General features: G+C 39.4%; 16 protein-coding genes and 1 pseudogene. 10 read left to right on the top strand and 7 right to left on the bottom strand.

Annotated elements, in window-relative coordinates; all coding sequences use genetic code 11:
* Nucleotides 1–11 precede the first annotated feature (11 nt).
* The 5 genes from glgC to rluF all read left to right on the top strand — a co-directional run bounded on the left by glgC (nt 12) and on the right by rluF (nt 6,459).
* A complete protein-coding gene (gene glgC, locus P20429_RS16335; RefSeq protein ID WP_002958601.1) occupies nt 12–1,313 on the top strand; it encodes a glucose-1-phosphate adenylyltransferase in 1,302 nt (433 codons plus the stop codon).
* A gap of 81 nt (nt 1,314–1,394) precedes the next feature.
* The gene (locus P20429_RS16340; RefSeq protein ID WP_007580742.1) at nt 1,395–2,930 is read left to right on the top strand and encodes a glycogen synthase; all 1,536 of its coding nucleotides are present in this window, start codon (nt 1,395–1,397) and stop codon (nt 2,928–2,930) included.
* Between the two features lie 89 nt (nt 2,931–3,019).
* Nucleotides 3,020–4,234, top strand: a complete 1,215-nt coding sequence (locus P20429_RS16345; RefSeq protein ID WP_007580741.1) for an EAL and HDOD domain-containing protein — start codon at nt 3,020–3,022, stop codon at nt 4,232–4,234.
* Between the two features lie 30 nt (nt 4,235–4,264).
* Complete coding sequence (locus P20429_RS16350; RefSeq protein ID WP_007580740.1) at nt 4,265–5,335, top strand: DUF418 domain-containing protein; 1,071 nt, start codon at nt 4,265–4,267, stop codon at nt 5,333–5,335.
* A gap of 86 nt (nt 5,336–5,421) precedes the next feature.
* Nucleotides 5,422–6,459, top strand: coding sequence for a 23S rRNA pseudouridine(2604) synthase RluF (gene rluF, locus P20429_RS16355; RefSeq protein WP_033026317.1), 1,038 nt, complete (start codon nt 5,422–5,424; stop codon nt 6,457–6,459).
* 22 nt (nt 6,460–6,481) lie between these two features.
* Here the strand turns inward: rluF and P20429_RS16360 are convergent, their stop codons facing one another.
* The 3 genes from P20429_RS16360 to P20429_RS16370 form a co-directional block, all read right to left on the bottom strand.
* Nucleotides 6,482–7,066 (bottom strand): hypothetical protein, encoded by a 585-nt coding sequence (locus tag P20429_RS16360; protein ID WP_007580738.1) that lies wholly within the window; start codon nt 7,064–7,066, stop codon nt 6,482–6,484.
* Between the two features lie 58 nt (nt 7,067–7,124).
* Nucleotides 7,125–7,382, bottom strand: a complete 258-nt coding sequence (locus P20429_RS16365) for a hypothetical protein (protein WP_007580737.1) — start codon at nt 7,380–7,382, stop codon at nt 7,125–7,127.
* Nucleotides 7,383–7,474: 92 nt separating this feature from the next.
* Nucleotides 7,475–8,215, bottom strand: a complete 741-nt coding sequence (locus P20429_RS16370) for a putative quinol monooxygenase (protein ID WP_007580736.1) — start codon at nt 8,213–8,215, stop codon at nt 7,475–7,477.
* A 344-nt stretch (nt 8,216–8,559) separates the two neighbouring features.
* On the opposite strand from P20429_RS16370, the gene P20429_RS16375 reads away from it, so the two are divergent.
* On the top strand, nt 8,560–8,892 hold the full coding sequence (locus P20429_RS16375) for a PBPRA1643 family SWIM/SEC-C metal-binding motif protein (protein ID WP_007580735.1): 333 nt from the start codon (nt 8,560–8,562) through the stop codon (nt 8,890–8,892).
* A 110-nt stretch (nt 8,893–9,002) separates the two neighbouring features.
* Here the strand turns inward: P20429_RS16375 and P20429_RS16380 are convergent, their stop codons facing one another.
* Nucleotides 9,003–12,071 (bottom strand): efflux RND transporter permease subunit, encoded by a 3,069-nt coding sequence (locus tag P20429_RS16380; RefSeq protein WP_007580734.1) that lies wholly within the window; start codon nt 12,069–12,071, stop codon nt 9,003–9,005.
* Between the two features lie 2 nt (nt 12,072–12,073).
* Nucleotides 12,074–13,156: an efflux RND transporter periplasmic adaptor subunit gene (locus P20429_RS16385; RefSeq protein WP_007580733.1), complete on the bottom strand. Its 1,083-nt coding sequence runs from the start codon at nt 13,154–13,156 to the stop codon at nt 12,074–12,076.
* A gap of 122 nt (nt 13,157–13,278) precedes the next feature.
* Here P20429_RS16385 and P20429_RS16390 point away from each other — a divergent pair, with 122 nt between their 5' ends.
* The 4 genes and pseudogenes from P20429_RS16390 (at nt 13,279) to P20429_RS16400 (ending at nt 15,138) form a co-directional block, all read left to right on the top strand.
* Complete coding sequence (locus P20429_RS16390) at nt 13,279–14,175, top strand: LysR family transcriptional regulator (protein ID WP_007580732.1); 897 nt, start codon at nt 13,279–13,281, stop codon at nt 14,173–14,175.
* On the top strand, nt 14,165–14,476 hold the full coding sequence (locus P20429_RS16395; RefSeq protein WP_007580731.1) for an MGMT family protein: 312 nt from the start codon (nt 14,165–14,167) through the stop codon (nt 14,474–14,476). The genes P20429_RS16390 and P20429_RS16395 overlap by 11 nt, the downstream gene beginning before the upstream one ends.
* Nucleotides 14,477–14,744: 268 nt before the next feature.
* Nucleotides 14,745–14,843 (top strand): annotated as a pseudogene (locus P20429_RS21025) (LysR family transcriptional regulator); the annotation flags it as partial.
* Nucleotides 14,833–15,138: an MGMT family protein gene (locus P20429_RS16400; protein ID WP_007580729.1), complete on the top strand. Its 306-nt coding sequence runs from the start codon at nt 14,833–14,835 to the stop codon at nt 15,136–15,138. The pseudogene P20429_RS21025 and the gene P20429_RS16400, both read left to right, overlap by 11 nt.
* A gap of 374 nt (nt 15,139–15,512) precedes the next feature.
* On the opposite strand, the gene P20429_RS16405 is transcribed toward P20429_RS16400, so the two are convergent.
* On the bottom strand, nt 15,513–16,406 hold the full coding sequence (locus P20429_RS16405; protein WP_007580728.1) for a CBS domain-containing protein: 894 nt from the start codon (nt 16,404–16,406) through the stop codon (nt 15,513–15,515).
* Between the two features lie 109 nt (nt 16,407–16,515).
* Nucleotides 16,516–16,983 (bottom strand): hypothetical protein, encoded by a 468-nt coding sequence (locus P20429_RS19175; protein WP_024609174.1) that lies wholly within the window; start codon nt 16,981–16,983, stop codon nt 16,516–16,518.
* Nucleotides 16,984–17,095 lie beyond the last annotated feature (112 nt).

The raw sequence follows: 17,095 nt of genomic DNA, 5'->3' as shown, positions 1-17,095 counted from the left end.
GAGAGAGTATTATGCCCAATTATGCAAATCGCTACATAAGTAGCCTAACCAGAGAAACTTACGCGTTAATACTGGCAGGCGGACGCGGTTCTCGCCTGCATGAGCTAACCGATTGGCGAGCAAAGCCAGCAGTTTACTTTGGTGGTAAACATCGGATTATCGATTTTCCACTATCAAACTGTATTAACTCGGGTGTGAGACGTGTTGGTATTGCTACACAATATAAATCACATTCATTAATACGTCATGTAAACCGAGCGTGGGGGCACTTTAAAAAAGAGCTAGGAGAGTCGGTTGAAATACTACCTGCATCTCAGCGCCAAGGTGATGATTGGTACTGTGGGACCGCAGATGCTGTTTTTCAAAACATAGATATTATTCGCCACGAGCTTCCTAAATATGTGATGATTTTGTCTGGAGATCATGTGTACCGTATGGACTATGGTGCTCTATTGGCTGAACATGTGCAAAAGGGCGCAGATATGACGGTATGTTGTATTGAAGTGCCTGTTGAAGAAGCTGCAGATACGTTTGGTGTAATGACCGTTGATGAAGAAAACAGAGTGTGTCGTTTTGATGAAAAACCAGCAATGCCTAGCTCCGTACCTGGCAAGCCAGGTACGTGCTTAGCATCAATGGGGAATTACATTTTTAATACTGAATTTTTGTTTGAGCAACTTAAAAAAGATTCTGAAAACGAAGGTTCTGGCCGAGATTTTGGTCACGATATTATTCCAGCAATTATAGAAGAGCATAATGTATTTGCTTTCCCATTTAGAGATCCAAACCAAGAAGGGCAGCCTTATTGGCGCGATGTAGGTACGCTAGATTCGTTCTGGGAGGCTAATATGGAATTGGTAATGCCAGAACCACAACTTGATTTATACGACCCAACGTGGCCAATATGGACATATCAAGAGCAACTACCACCTGCAAAGTTTATTTTTGATGACGAAGATAGGCGCGGTATGGCATTAGACTCAACTGTGTCGGGTGGGTGTATTATTTCGGGCTCTGCGGTTAGAAAGTCACTCTTGTTTTCTAATGTCCACGTTCGGTCATTTTGTACCATTGAGCAGTCGGTAATTTTACCCGGTGCGGTTATAAATCGAGGTTGTAAAATTAAGCGTGCGATTATAGATAGGAGCTGTGAAATACCGGCAGGTCTCGAAATCGGTTTTGACAAAAAAACAGATGAAGAAAACGGCTTTAGAGTATCTAAGAAAGGCATCGTTCTTGTTACTCGTGATATGCTCACTGAGCTTGCAAAAAAGTTAGAGCGCCAAGCGCGTGAGAATAAAAAGCTAGCGTAAAACACGTTAAATATTAAGCACGACAACAAAGCTTGCTCATTTATGAGCAAGCCCACACAGGTTAAAGGAAGTAGTAAATTAATGCATGTATTAATGGTTGCAGCAGAAAATGACGCGTTACCAGGCGCAAAAGTAGGCGGTGTGGCAGATGTAGTACGCGATGCCCCAAGGGCGCTCGCAAAGCAAGGTATAACGGTTGACGTTGTTATTCCTGACTACGGGTTTGAGCCGCTTGAGCGTATTTATATAGGTGAAGTAACCGTTGCATTTAATGCTCAACCCCATGTATTAACCATTTTTAAAGTACAACAAGCCCAAAATAATGTAAGCCAAATTGTTATTAGCCACCCGCTATTTAGTGAATCAGGCAGTGTATATTGTAACGATGCACCGGGGAGGCCTTTTGCAACTGATGCGACAAAATTTGCTTTATTTAATGCAGCTGTCTGCGAAGCATTATTACAAGGTGTATTAAAGCGCCCTACAGCGCTACATTTGCATGATTGGCACAGCGCCTGCGTTGCAGTTTTACTTAAGTTTGAGCCACGTTATAGCTCACTTAATACCTTACCCATTGCCTACACAGTGCATAATATTGCACTGCAAGGTATAAGACCTTTTAAACACGACGACTCAAGCTTAGAGGCGTGGTTTCCGTCACTTAGTTATAATGGCCAGCAACTATGCGACCCGCGTTACCCTCATTGCTTTAATCCTATGCGCAGTGCAATAAATCTGTGCGATAAAATACATGTTGTATCACCAACCTACAGCCAAGAGGTTCTTGAACCTAGTAATTACGAGCATGGTTTTTTTGGTGGCGAAGGGCTTGAGCAAGATCTGCAAAATGCAGCAAGCCAAGGTAAGCTTGTCGGTATTTTAAATGGCTGCGAATATCCAAGCAATGCACTTGAAGGAGCAACTCTCGCTGATTTTTATAGCCAAGCCGAGAACACTTTATTTACTTGGATGGCAAATAGCGAGCAGTTACAAAGCGGCTACTATATTGCGCACCAACGACTACAGCAATTTAAAGCAACGGTTAATAATGGCCCATTAATCACAAGCGTTGGCCGACTTACAGAGCAAAAAGTGTTGTTATTGTGCCAGCAGGTTAATGAGGCTTTAGCTATTGATAAAGTGTGCCAAGTTATTAATGAATATAACGGCAGACTCATTGTTTTAGGTTCGGGCGACAAAGAACTCGAAAGCATATTTACCAAAGCAATGGCGCGTAATTCTAATCTTTTATTTTTGAAGGGTTATGGTCAAGGTGTTGGCGATTTAATGTATCAGCTAGGTGACTTATTTTTAATGCCAAGCTCGTTTGAACCTTGTGGGATTAGCCAAATGCTAGCAATGCGTGCCGGGCAACCGTGTTTAGTACACAGTGTTGGTGGATTAAAAGATACTGTTAAACACCACGAAAATGGTTTTAGCTTTAATGGAGATACGTTAGCAACGCAAACGCGTAATTTAATTAGCTGTTTAGACGAAACTCTCTTAATTAAAAAGCAAAATCCTAAAAAGTGGCATAAAATTAAGCACAGCGCAGAGCAAATGCGTTTTTCGTGGCCACAAGTGGCAACTGATTATATAACAACCTTATACCGGTAAATCGTTGCTGTACTTTAAAGTTTAGTGACAAATGTATCTGCTTAGGGTTTAATTACTTAGTATTATATAAAAACTAAGAAGTAGGTAATGTGTCTGTATTTGTTGCAAGGCAAGCAATATTCAATCGAAGTAAAAAAGTAGTAGCCTATGAGCTACTTTTTCGTGATAGTCCAAAAAATTATTTTCCAGATATTGCAGAAGGCCAAGCAACAGCAAGGCTTATTATGGAAAATCAATTAAATTTAGGTACACGCCATATTACATCAGGCAAAAAAGCGCTTATTAATATAGGACCAGAATCATTAAAGCTCGATTTATGTGCTTTCCTACCATGCCAAGACGTTGTGATTGAGTTACTCGAAACCATAGAACCCACCGACGATAACTATGAACTGTGCCGAGGTTTGTTTCATAGTAACTACAAACTCGCACTCGATGACTTTGTATATAAACCACAGTGGGATCGTTTTTTAAAGCTTGTGAAGCTCATTAAATTTGATATTGCAATTACACCTCTTAGCGAAATACAGCCCATAATTAATAAGTTACAAACGCATAAACAAATAAAAATACTAGCCGAAAAAATAGAAACGCAAGAAGACTATAAGCTCGCCTTTGATATGGGGTTTGATTATTTTCAAGGCTATTTTTTTGCAAAACCTACCATGATCAAACAAAATGACATTGATTATAATTATGGTTTAGTCGTCGCTATTTACACCGAAATAATGAAAAACAGTCCAGATATAAAAGCTATATCTGGACTGTTTGAGCTTGATGCTGCACTTGCATATAAATTACTGCGTTTAATTAACAGCGGTGTTTTTCCTATACAAAGCCAAATATCGTCATTAAAGCAAGCGCTTGTGTATTTAGGCCATGAACGCCTTAAAAAGTTTGTGAGCCTTATTGTTACTGCTCATACAGCGGGTAAAAAGCCTGCAGAGCTAATGCAAGTGTGTGTTGTACGTGCTCGTTTTTGTGAGTTGTTAGCAAAAAAGGTTAATAAGAGCCAGTCAGGCGAAGCATTTTTAACTGGGTTATTTTCACTGCTAGATGCAATCCTTGATCAACCAATGAGCTTGCTTGTTGAAAAACTACCTTTCCCTGATGAAATAAAAACGGCATTATTAGGGGATAAAAACACACTTTATTATATTTTAAACGTTGTTAAAGCATACGAAACAGGAAGCTGGTGGGCACTTGAACAAGCTGTACTTTTGCTAAATATAGACAGTGCTATACTTCCTCCACTTTACCAGCAGTCAGTCGATTGGGCTGACAGTTATAAGAATAATATTTAACGGATAATAGCTTTAATGCGCAATTATAATATGGACTTTATTCGCGGCGTTGCCGTACTTGGCCTAGTTTACATGAATGCTTATGCCTTCGGCCTTTTTGAATACGGGTATACCTCTTTAACTAATCCTCCTGTTAGCGACTCAATTATTCGCACCTTTAGCAGCTTGTTTGTAGACGGGCGTTTTAGAACACTGTTTAGTTTGCTTTTTGGTGCTGGGCTTTACATTCAGTGGCAACGTTACAAATCTGAGGTGCAGTTAAAAAGTAGGCTCTATTGGTTAATCCTCTTTGGTTTAGCACATGGCTTTTTACTTTGGGCAGGTGATATTTTGTTTGTTTACGGTGTATCTGGCTGGTTTGTTATTAAATATTTAGAGAGTGATAGCACTGTTCTTTTAAAAAGAGGACTTGAGTTTATTTTGTTATCGGGTGTAGCTACTGTGCTTATTGTATCTAGCGTACCCGATGAAGTGATTTACCGTGATTCAGCACAGTTTATAGATTTATATAACCCACACTATATTGATTACTTTATTAGTAACCTCGCCATGAACACATTGATGCTTGTTATGGTGCCAATAATGACAATGTGGATGTGCGTGGGCCTTATGCTCATTGGCATTTATTTATATAAACAAGACGTTTTTAGTAAAGGCTTAACTACTCAGCAATTAATAGTTTGCGGTGCAATGACCCTTGTTTTTTGTGGACTCAGGCTTTATGCATCACAGCTTAATGGCAGTTTAGGATATGGGGTGCAAGAATTTGTAAATATGTTTGCGGCCCTAGGTATGGCTACGCTGTATATTCATTTAATTGTTAAATTTTGCAATAACAGCGCACACGTCGGCACGCTTATTCAACAAGCAGGGCGCTTAGCATTTACTTTATATATTAGCCAAACACTCATACAACTGTTGTTATATAAAGTGCTATTTACCCACTGGGTGCTCAGTTTTGATCGTATTGACTATTGGTTAGTTGCAACGGCATTAGTTGCGCTGCAGCTCATATTTACCTTTTTATACAGCCGCTATTTTAATCAAGGTCCGCTTGAATGTGTATGGCGTAAATTAACTAAAGTAAAAATTAGTGCTTAAACGCCTATAAATAGTAAATTAGGGGCGAAAAAATAGTGTGGGTGGTTTACACTACTCGCCTTAAAAATTACTACGCTATAAGTGCCATGACCGAATTAAAACGTTTAAATAAATTTATTAGTGAAACAGGATTTTGTTCACGCCGCGAAGCCGATAAATATATTGAGCAAGGTCGTGTCAGCGTTAATGGCTACTCACCAGAAATGGGCGTAAAAGTAGCCGCTACCGATGTTGTATTAATTGATGGTAAGCCTCTTAAAGCCACGCCAAAGCGCGTTTACATTGCCTACAATAAACCCGTTGGTATAACGTGTACTACCGAAAGTAAAATTCAAAGTAATATTATTCGCGCGGTAAATTATCCTACGCGTATATTCCCAATAGGGCGCTTAGATCGACCGTCTGAAGGGCTTATATTTTTAACTAACGAAGGCGATATCGTTAATAAAATTTTACGTGCGGGCAATAATCACGAAAAAGAATACGTTGTTACGGTAGATAAACCGCTTAATCGTCAGTTTGTTACAAAAATGGCGAATGGCGTGCCTATTTTAGATACCGTAACTAAAGAATGTAAAGTAACGCAAAGTGGCCCCAAAGAATTTAAAATAGTACTTACTCAAGGTTTAAACCGTCAAATACGCCGCATGTGTGAATACTTAGGCTACGAAGTTGTAACCTTAAAACGTACGCGCATAATGAACGTAACACTTAAAGGTTTAAAAGTAGGGCAATGGCGTCACTTGTCAGATATTGAAATGGCGCAAATAAACGATTCGATTTCTGATTCTGGCAAAACCCAAGAGCACTCGCTTGATACTAATAAGCAATCAGAAAATAATGCACCTTTAGCACCTAAAAAACGTGATTTTCAGGGCGAAAACCCACGACGCTTTAATAATGGTGATCGAAATAATGAGCGTAGTACTGAGCGAAATACAAATCGTAACTCTGAGCGCAGCAACGGTAACGGAGAGCGCAAAAATGAGCGCAGTAATACTCCTTACCAAAAGCGTTCTACAACGTATGTGGGTAAGCCAAAAAGCATTAAAGAGAACAAGTCGTCTAATGCTAAATCAGACTCAAAACCAAGTTCGGACCGTATTCTCAGTCTAAAAAAATAATGTGCAGCTAAGTGGTATTCTACTACCACTGTATTTCTTGTACTATTTTACCAAGTGGGCTTTTAACGCCCACTAAGTTTACGTTGTTATTTTGCAAACCCACCAATCTACCTTTATCTAAATACCATCTAAAAGTGTGCTTTTTATAGCTTTTTAAATCCAGTACAGTCAGTTTTGCGCAACTGTATTCATAATCAGTTGGGCAAGTACCTACTTCGAGTAACTGATATTCTTGATGCCATATATTATCGCCGTATTTATTAGCCAGTAACTTTACTGAAATACATACTGACGTCCACAACCATAAGTAAATTAAAATAGGTAAACCGATTGGTATAAATACTGAACGGAATTTCCCGTGCTCAACAATATAATCTTTAACCGTATGTTTAAATTCAAAGTTATTATTGTATTTTCTATATAGGTGCTTAAATAAAGCAACCGATAACACGATCGTCATTATTGGAAATAACGTAAATGTTAAGGTGTTATATATACCATTGGGAATAAAAGCGGGATCAGCTTGTTCATCCCATGCAAGTAAAACCAGTGGAGGAGCCGTTGCTAAAAGTAGCAGAGCGCTGTTGAATAGTTGTTTAAAGGTCACAGGTATTCACTTATAAAATGCTGCTTGTATAAAGCCCAAATTAGCGCTTAATGTTTAGCTATTGAATGCTAAAGCCAATATAAAATAAGAGTATACCTAAATAAATTGTAATCGCCGATAACGAGTTTTTAGAGCGCAGGCGCTTAACAAGGTCGCGTGTGCCATCAACCATACCGGAAATAACCAGTAGTATGCCCCCTGTAAAACGGTAGTTGTTTAAGTTCACGTTACCACTATCGTCAGTTATAAAGCGTAAATAACCAAAAAGTATAAAAAGACTGCCTGCTATTAGTACTGCAATTTTAAAGTTTTCCAAGGCTTTTCCATAATATTGAGTTAGATATTAAAACGCCACTGAGTCTAGTCAGTGGCATTTAACTATATTGCGAATTTGGTATTTATCCATATTTACTTTGCAAAACCACCTAGAGGCTTTAATAGAAGTGGTGACAGTGCAGCATGTTTATCGGTTAGTTCTTTAGGTAAATCACCCAAATGAACCATACGTGTTGGTGTTGCTGCAGCAATCCAGCGCTCTGCATGATCATCCCAGTTTTGGATGTGTATGTGCGAGGCTTCTAAATCTCTAAAGCGCTCATAAACCATAATATCGCCATCTTCAGACATGTAATATTGGTAATTTAGTGTACCAGGCTCTGTTTTTGCACGTTCTACTTGTGAATTCATTACTTCACGAAAGGCATCTAACTGGCCAGGGTTTAGCTTGGCTTCAACAATCCAGCCAAAATTATCAAATGTCGTATCACCGTTTTTGTTAATTTGACTCGTTTGTTCTTCTTCGCGAGAAAAGCCACCAAATGGTTTTAGCCAAAGAGGGCTTAAAGCCGCATGACGCTCACGAACATCATCAGGTAATTCGCCTAAATGCACCATGCGTGTAGGTGCAGCAGCTGCCATCCAACGTGCTGAATGATCGTCCCAATTTTCAATATGTTCGTGTGAAGAGTCTGCATCAGCAAAGCGTTCGTAAACTAAAACATCGCCAGCATCAGACATATAATATTGATAATTTTTAGTGCCAACTTCATTAAGTGCGCGATTAACTTGTGAATACATCACCGCTTTAAAGTTTTCAAGTTCACCAGCATTAAGTTTAGCTTCTACTATCCATCCAAAATTTTTAAACATGACTTTCTCTACTTAAATAAATTGCCTCTGTATAAGTGAGGCTAAAAAGTTAAAGGCAATTTCTATCGCCCTAGTTAGCATACCTATCGCTTAATTGGTAAGTGCTTAGATAACGAAGCTAAGTGTACAGAGTATTTAAATATTGATAATAATTGCATTTATTTAATCAGTTTATAGTAAATCTATATAATAGTGGTTAGCCTATTTTGCAGGCCATTTAAATTTTTAAGTTAAAATTGCTTTATAGACGTGTTGTTAAGCTATTTACAAGTACACTTAGTTATATGAAGGGTAAGCTGTTAAGATGCGCCGTCTTAATAATGTAGAAAGGTTATAGAAGTAACATGTCAAAATTTTTCTTTATGGGTAAGCCCGACATAATGGGTAAAAATAACAGTAATGGATTTGCGCCAAATCGTACTGCAAAGGTAGGCACAGAGTTGCATCCGTTAACGCTAATTGTAAACTCAGCTGAACGACAATCGGAAATAGAAGCAATACTAGAAGAGCATTCGCTGTTTGCTTCAATTGAAGTTAAAGCAGACTTACCAGAAGATATTCGCGAACTAGACTTTGCGCTTAGCAAGTCAACACCACAAGTATTTGATAAAGTACCAGAGCGTAACGCACCTTGTGTATGTGGTAGCGGCAAAAAATATAAAAAGTGTTGCGGTTAGTTTCTTAACAACTAAATATGTAGCCTTTCTTTTTTAATCGGTATTAAATAAAAATGCCACAGGATTTTGAGCCTGTGGCATTTTTTAATGTTAACCAATTATATGTTTAACTACTTACGTGGCTCGTAATCAATTCTAAATATAACCGTGTAAAGTACTGGCACTACAATGAGGGTTAGTATGGTGGCAAAGCCCAAACCGAACATTATGGTTACCGCCATTGATTGAAAAAACACGTCAAATAACAGCGGGATCATACCCAAAATAGTGGTTATAGCTGCCATTGCAACTGGTCGTACACGGCTCACACCAGAGTCAAACACGGCTTCATAGGGCGATTTACCTTCCCTTAATTCAAGATTTATTTGATCAACTAATACAATACCGTTTTTAATTAGCATACCGCTTAAGCTTAACAAACCAAGTAGCCCCATAAAGCTAAACGGCGCATTCATCGCTAACAAGCCCGCGCTTACACCAATAATAGCCAACGGCACAGTTGCCCAAATAACAAGTGGCTGTTTAAGTGAGTTAAAAAGTAATACCGTGACTGCAAACATCGCTAAATAACCCAGCGGTAATGAGCCAAATATTGCTTTTTGCGCCTTGCTTGATGACTCAAACTCGCCGCCCCATTCTAGTTGGTAACCACGCGGTAGTTCCATGTTCTCTATTGGGCCGCGAATACGCGCAAATAGTTTAGCGGGTGTTTCGTCCCCTAATACATTGTGATCGGCCATTACTGTAATAGTACGTTTGCGATCGCGGCGCATTATTAGGCTGTCTTCCCACTGCACATCAAATTCGTCTACCACTTGGGTTACTGGTACAAATACACCCAATACTGGGCTGTATATTTGTAGGTCGTGTACGCTTTCTACGTTTAAGCGCTCGTTAGCAGGAGAGCGAGCAATAATGGGTAGCAATTGGGTACCATCGCGATATACGCCCACTTGTTTACCCGATAAGCTCGTTAGTAATACATTGTCTAAGTCTGATTTACTAATACCTAATCGACGTGCTTTTTGCTCGTTAAATTGCGGGCGAATCATTTTGGTACGTGCGCGCCAGTCATCACGAATATTATACGCACCATCGTCGCTACCAATCAATTCTTCGGCTGTAGCAGCGAGTTGTCTTAAAACAACAGGATCAGGGCCCGAAAAACGTGCTTCTATTTTTGCATCAGTAGAGGGGCCGATTTCCATCGGTTTAATTTTAAGCTGTGCAGAGAGTGCATGATTGCTTGAGTAATCACGCACTGTTTGCATTACAGTTGCTACGGCTTCTCTGTCGGCAACACGAATAATTAATTGGCCGTACGCTGGGTATGATTTTTCTGGCGCGTAGGTAAGCATAAAGCGCGGTGCACCTTGGCCTGTTGTACTTGTTACTTCTTCAACAAGGTCTTCTTTTTGTAAAAACTCTTCGAGCTTTTTAACGCCCTCAAGGGTTGATCGAATATCAGAGCCTTGCTCTTGCCAGTAATCTACATAAAACATAGGTGTATTAGAGGCAGGAAAAAACGACTGTTTTACAGAGCCAAAACCAACAACCGCTGTACACAGCAAAACAACCATTAATATAAGCGTGGTTTTTCTAAAGTGCAGCGCTAAATCTAAAATCGCTTTATAACCGTTAAAAATAAAGCCTTTGTATGGGTCTTCATCTTCTTGGCCTTCTTCGTTTTTAAATTCGTTTTCTTTAAACATTAAATTGGCAAAAAATGGCGTTAACGTTATGGCCGTTATCCAGCTTAATAAAAGCGAAATAAACAACACCCAAAACAAGCTACCGGCAAATTCACCACTGGCATCAGAGCTTAAACCAATTGGCGCAAAGGCAGTTACTGCAATAACTGTTGCACCTAGTAAAGGCCATTTTGTTTGCTCAACAATATTAACAGCCGCTTTGAGTTTTGTTTGGCCACGTTTAAGGTTTATCAGTATGCCTTCAGTGACGACTATTGCGTTATCAACCAGCATACCAAGCGCAATAATAAGTGCCCCAAGCGATATGCGTTGCAAGTCGATAGCAAACAACTTCATAAATATAAACGTACCCAGTACAGTAAGCAGTAGAATACCACCAATTAAAATGCCGCTTTTTAAACCCATAAATAACAGCAGTACAACAATAACAATCGCAATGGCTTCAAGTAAGCTGATAATAAAACCATCAACCGATTTTTGAACCTCTTGTGGTTGGTTGTATACAGAATTTATGTGAATACCATGAGGGCGTTGATATTCAAGTGATGCTAAATGCTCGTCTATGTTTTTACCCACATCAACCACGTTAACACCCGACATAAACGACACGCCAATAAGTAAAGCTTGCTGAGAGTTATAACGAATAATGTTACTTGGTACTTCTGCGTACTCTCTGTAAACCTTTGCTACATCGCCTAAGTAAATAAGCTCATTGGCACCTGATTTTGAAATTAATAAGGTTTCGAGCTCTTTTACATCTTTAAATTCACCAGTAGGATGCAAGCGAATGGATTCATCGCCCACGCGAATTTTACCCGCGTTAGATACCGTATTTTGCGATTGCAATAACTGGAATATATGGCTTGGCGCAATACCTAATTGAGCGAGTTTACGCGTAGAAACTTCAACCATTACTTGCGCTTGTTGTTGGCCCGCAACGGTTACTTTACTAACACCTTTAACCAATACCAGTTCGCGCTTTAAAAAATCGACGTAATCTTTAAGCTCATCATACGAATAACCATCGCCGGTTACCGAATACATAACACCGTAAACATCGGCAAAGTCGTCCAAAATAGTGCTTGGGTAAACACCACTGGGTAATGACGGAGAAAGGTCGTTAATTTTCCGACGCATTTCATCCCAAATTTGGCGAAGCTGCTCTTTACGATAATTGCTTTTCATTTCTACTGAAATTTGTGATTTACCGTTAGATGAAATAGACGTAACGTAGTCAACATAAGGCAATTGCTGAATCGCGTTTTCAATCGGAAAAGTGACTTCTTCTTCAACTTGCTGCGGCGAAGCGCCAGGGTACATGGTAATAACCATGGCTTTTTTAAGCGTAAACTCAGGGTCTTCTAGTTGCCCTAAATCAAAGTACGACACACTACCGCCAATTAATAGCAGCAGTGTAAACATCCAACTGATTACTTTTTTCTCTATGGAGAGTTGTGCAAAGCTCATAATTATAAGCCTCGCTCTTTATTCCATGCTCTTACTTTCATGCCTTCTTTTAGTGAATGCACACCGGCAGAAACCACAATTTGGCCTTCTTCAATACCGCTTAATACTTCAATACCATCGCGGTGCAACTGGCCAACCTTTACAGCTTGTTTATGCACTTGGCTAGTTTTTGAATCAAAAAGCCATACGTAGGCGTTATCTTCAATTGATTCTTGCGGCTCAGAAAACACCGACTCGATAGGTAAGATTGTATAAGCAACTTGCGAGCGCGTTACTTTACTTAAATCAATAAGCACGCTACCCGTCATACCGGCTAGTAAATTAAAGTCCTCAGGTACTGGTAGCGAAAATACAACCTTATAAGTAAGTGTTGCAGGATCTGCTTGGGTATCCCACTCTTTAATATCAAGTATGTATTCTTTATCGTCAAAGCCATCAAACTTTACAGTAGGGTGGTAATCGGTGCCTTTTTTAAAGCGAGCGACTATTTTTTCAGGAACCTGAATTTCTACGTCCATTAAATCGCGTGTTTCTAAGCGTAATATATTTTGCTTTGCTTGAATATTTTCAAAGTTTTTAACAAACACCTTAGCCACTGTGCCTGAAAATGGTGCGCGTAGTTCACTGTACTCAAGGTTCGTTTGTGCAATTCTAAATGCAGATTCAGCAATTTGCATATTAGCAGTGGCTTCATCTAGTTCTGATTGGCTGGTGATTTTTTTCTCAAACAATTGCTCAATACGGCCAAGTTGTGACTTTGCCAATTCAAAGCGCGCTTTACGTTCGTCAAACTGTAATTGAAAATCTTCTGGATCCAGTTTTGCTAATAAATCACCTTTTTCAACGTGTTCACCAGCGAGAACCGGAAACTTAATAAGTTCGCCGTTTACCCTAAAAGCAAGGTACGAGCCTTGGTTTGCAACAACTTCAGCAGGAAAACTACGAATGTTAATTTGCGTATCATGACCTATGTTGAATAATTTAACAGGGCGAATGGGCTCTTCTTTAACTTGTTGTTCTGGCTCAGAACAGGCTATTAAGCTTAATAAAGTCGTAGTTAAAAAACATAGACGAAAGAGTTTCATGTCTTCTCCGTTGCAATGATGGCAAAATAATTAAGTGCAGCATACGCTGCAAACATATAAAATAAAAATCATTAAATTTTAGAAACTCAATAAGTTTTATTTATGATGTTGCAGGGCGGTATATGAAGCTGAATCAATTAATAATTTTAGATGCCATAGTGCAAAGCGCAAGCTTAAGCGGAGCAGCATTAAAGCTACATAAAACGCAGCCCGCGCTTACACTCGCCATTAAAAACTTAGAAGCCAAAATAGGGTTTGAGTTACTAGACAGAAGTAAGTACCGATTACAGCTTACTGAAAAAGGGCGTGTTTTTCACCGCGAAGCGCAGCAACTACTGCATGCCAACGACGAGCTAGCACAGCTCGCTAAAGAATTGGCATTAGGTAATGAACCCCAATTTAGAGTTTGTTACGAACAACTTTGTCATATGCAGAGTTACAACGAGATCATAAGTAATACTTTTAGGTTATTTACCAGCACAGAGTTTAGCTTAACCAGCGGGAAGCGCTTTATTTCATTAGAGCAAGTAAACAGTGGACAAGCCGAATTAGGTATTGGCCCGTGGTTTGATTTATTTCACGCGACAGGCGATTTAGAAAGTGTACCCATAGGCAGGCTTGATATTGGTATTGTGAGCGCTAAAGGCGTACTCCCTCAAAAACTCACCTATAGCGAACTGCAAACGTATCCGTGTTTAGCCATGTTTGAAAGTGACTTGAGTATCGACAGCGACAGGCTATCGTACTCAAAAGGCTCCGCCATGATGAAAATTGATGATGTATCGACCTTAAAATCGTTTTTACTCTCAGGCGCAGGTTGGGCAATGATGAGTCTAGAGCACTGCGCTCCTGAAATAAAAGCAGGCTTACTTCAAGAAATACACATAACTGACCGAGAGCATAAATTTAGCGCACAAATTAGAGCCTTTAGACAACATGCAGTGCACCACGGCCCTGTAGCGCGTACTATTTGGGAGCAATTTAAAGTACTTAGTGAGGCGTATTTAAATGAACGCTGATATTGATAAAGAAACACTTATTTATACTGTTATCGCAGGTATACCAATAGGCAAAGTAGCAAGTTACGGGCAAGTTGCCGCTCTTGCGGGCTACCCGCAAAATTCACGGTTGGTCGGGCGCTTACTAAAAGTGATGCCAAACGACTCGGTTATACCTTGGCACAGGGTAGTGAATAGCCAAGGTAAAATATCATTCCCTGCAGGTAGCAAAAAATACCAAGAACAACGCGAAAAGCTATTATCAGAAGGCGTATTGTTTAAAAATGACAAAGTAAATATGCGCGAGTGCCGATGGGAGTGATATGACTATTATTGGCAGGTAAGTGCCATAGCTGACTTTCAAGGCGTGAATCTAAAACTTTGTTGGGTGGCGCCTTCTGCTTAACCAACCTACCTTTTGACGTAGGTCGGATAAGTGGCGAAGCCACGCCATCCGACACAGTAAAATACCTTGCCAATTATTATCAATATTTTATGTTGTCGGCTGGCTGGAGAGTGCCATGAGCAGACATTGACGATTCTTAATGTGTGAAGTCAAGATTTGACCCCCATTCGCTTTTCATTCGCTTTTTAGGCAGCATGCAATGCACCACGGCCCTGTAGCGCGTACTATCTGGGAGCAATTTAAACAATTAAGTAAGGAATATTCTAACAACAATGGATATTGATAAAGAAACGCTTATTTATACTGTTATCGCAGGCATACCAGTAGGAAAAGTAGCAAGTTACGGGCAAGTTGCAGCCCTTGCGGGCTACCCGCAAAACTCACGATTGGTGGGGCGCTTATTAAAAATGATGCCAAACGACTCAGTTATACCTTGGCACAGGGTAGTGAATAGCCAAGGTAAAATATCATTCCCTGCAGGTAGCGAAAAATACCAAGAACAACACGAAAAGCTACTATCAGAAGGTGTGCTTTTTAAAAGCGACAAAGTAAATATGCGCGATTGCCGGTTGGAGTGACATGATTATTATCGGCAGATAAATGCCAGTGTAGGTCGGATAAGCGAAGCGCCATCCGACACAGCAAAAGACCTTGCCAATTATTATCAACATTTCACGTTGTCGAGTGGCTGGAGAGTGCCAAGAGCAGACGGTCAGGAACCATAATATCTGAAAACAAGATTTGATCCCTTGTCTTCCATTCAAGATTTAAAATATGATTAATTTAATAAGAGTGCTACCGCAAACTTCGCTATCGCTAGTATGCAACTCACAGACATTGGTGACGCCCTGTTAAGGTGTGACCAACGCAATGACGCTGTAAACCACCTTAAATACTAGATGCACATAATAGTAAAATGCTTCGCGTTGCGAATCGTTCCTGTAACAGCTTGTTATACAATAGTTACAGGAACCAAAACTGTCGTATCAAAGTCTTTGGCTTTCTTCTTGCTTTCAGCCTCAATTACGTCATCTGAAAGACTAACGAACTCTTCAGCCTTGGAAATAGTGCGGGTAATATGTTCCCAATTTAATCGACCAGTTATGGATGACTGACTATGTGCTATTTCGTTGCGAACAATTTCAAGTTTTTCTAAAAAAATTTTAAAGTTTGTTTTACTAAACTCAAACCTATCTAAGAATTTGGGAGTCTTCCTAAGAATTTCTTTTTTGTCACAAAGCTGAGCACACTCAACCATAGCGAGATAATCATTACTCCCTCGACGAAGTTCAATAGTTTCATTTACTTTAGTTTGCCTATCTTCGTTTAAAGTCTGAAGCCAAGTGTCGTTGGGATAGTAGTAATTAATCCAAAAATTTACATGTAACTCAACTAAAGAAATTACACCAAATAGATATGTCCTTGGAATTGGCTTATTCAGATCTGAGCGTGAAACAATACCCACTATTTGACCATCACGAGTTACATACTTAGATTCAGTTGTCTCCAAAATCTGGAGCAGATGAACTAATGAGGTATTTTCATCTATTTTATGTTCTTCTTCTATATCCTTTACATATTCGGCTACTAAGCCTTGATTCAGAGCTTTTCTCTCTATTTGTCCGACAATATCACCATCATCATTAACGACACATGTCACATCAAAATCTCTCGATTCGAGCGCATGTTTTGCGTGGGGTGCACTATCTGTTTCTTTGCAGCAAAGTACTGGTTCGAACAATGAAAGTAGCTTCGCATTTTCAACGAAAATGCCATGTAGAGACTCAAACCTAGTTCCTTGACGTCGATAACCTGTTTTTGGCGACATCCAAAGTTGGTAACCCATGTAGATAAATCCTAATTGTTATATAACGCGGTGAGTAATGGTTGGCTAAGATGTGGAGTGGAGCGAAGCGAAATTAATCCAATTACTTCGAACCCGACTTATGGTCTTATTATAAAACGGCATTCTTCTTTCGCTCTCGACGATAGGAAATTTTAAAAGATGGTAATTCAATGAAATAACTATATTTATCGCTGTTTACAACCACGCAATCTTTAGATGTGAGACTTATACCATATTTTTCTTTTGTATCTCGGTATATTTTCTCTGTAAGTTTATATATTTCTAATGCGTTTTTTCTTAGGGTATACCATTGAAAAAGCGAATAAAAAATCAAAATAAATCCAGCAACAATACCAAATTTCAAATTAAATACATAAGCTATCACTGAAGCATCCTTCATACATATAGCTTGACCGACTGCTAATGAGCTAATGATGGCACTCCACTTGAATTTTTCACGCTGTTTAGAAATTAGTCTCCATTGAGATAAGTGATATTCTCGTTCTTCCGTTAAACTTAAAATTTTATCTAATTCAGCATCTTTAAAAGGGGGAGATGTAAGTTCATTTATGTGCATATAAAGTTTCCCTTAATATAAATTAACTATTGAACTGGACTTCCCGTGTAGAGTATATCATACGCTTAATTACTCGACGCAAAAAAAGACCTCAGGGTCAAATCTTGACTTC

The organism is Pseudoalteromonas sp. BSi20429, from assembly GCF_000238895.1.
Lineage (GTDB): Bacteria > Pseudomonadota > Gammaproteobacteria > Enterobacterales > Alteromonadaceae > Pseudoalteromonas > Pseudoalteromonas arctica.
Note: the sequence above shows the minus strand (reverse complement) of the source record. Positions and strands in the feature narration are given on the sequence as shown.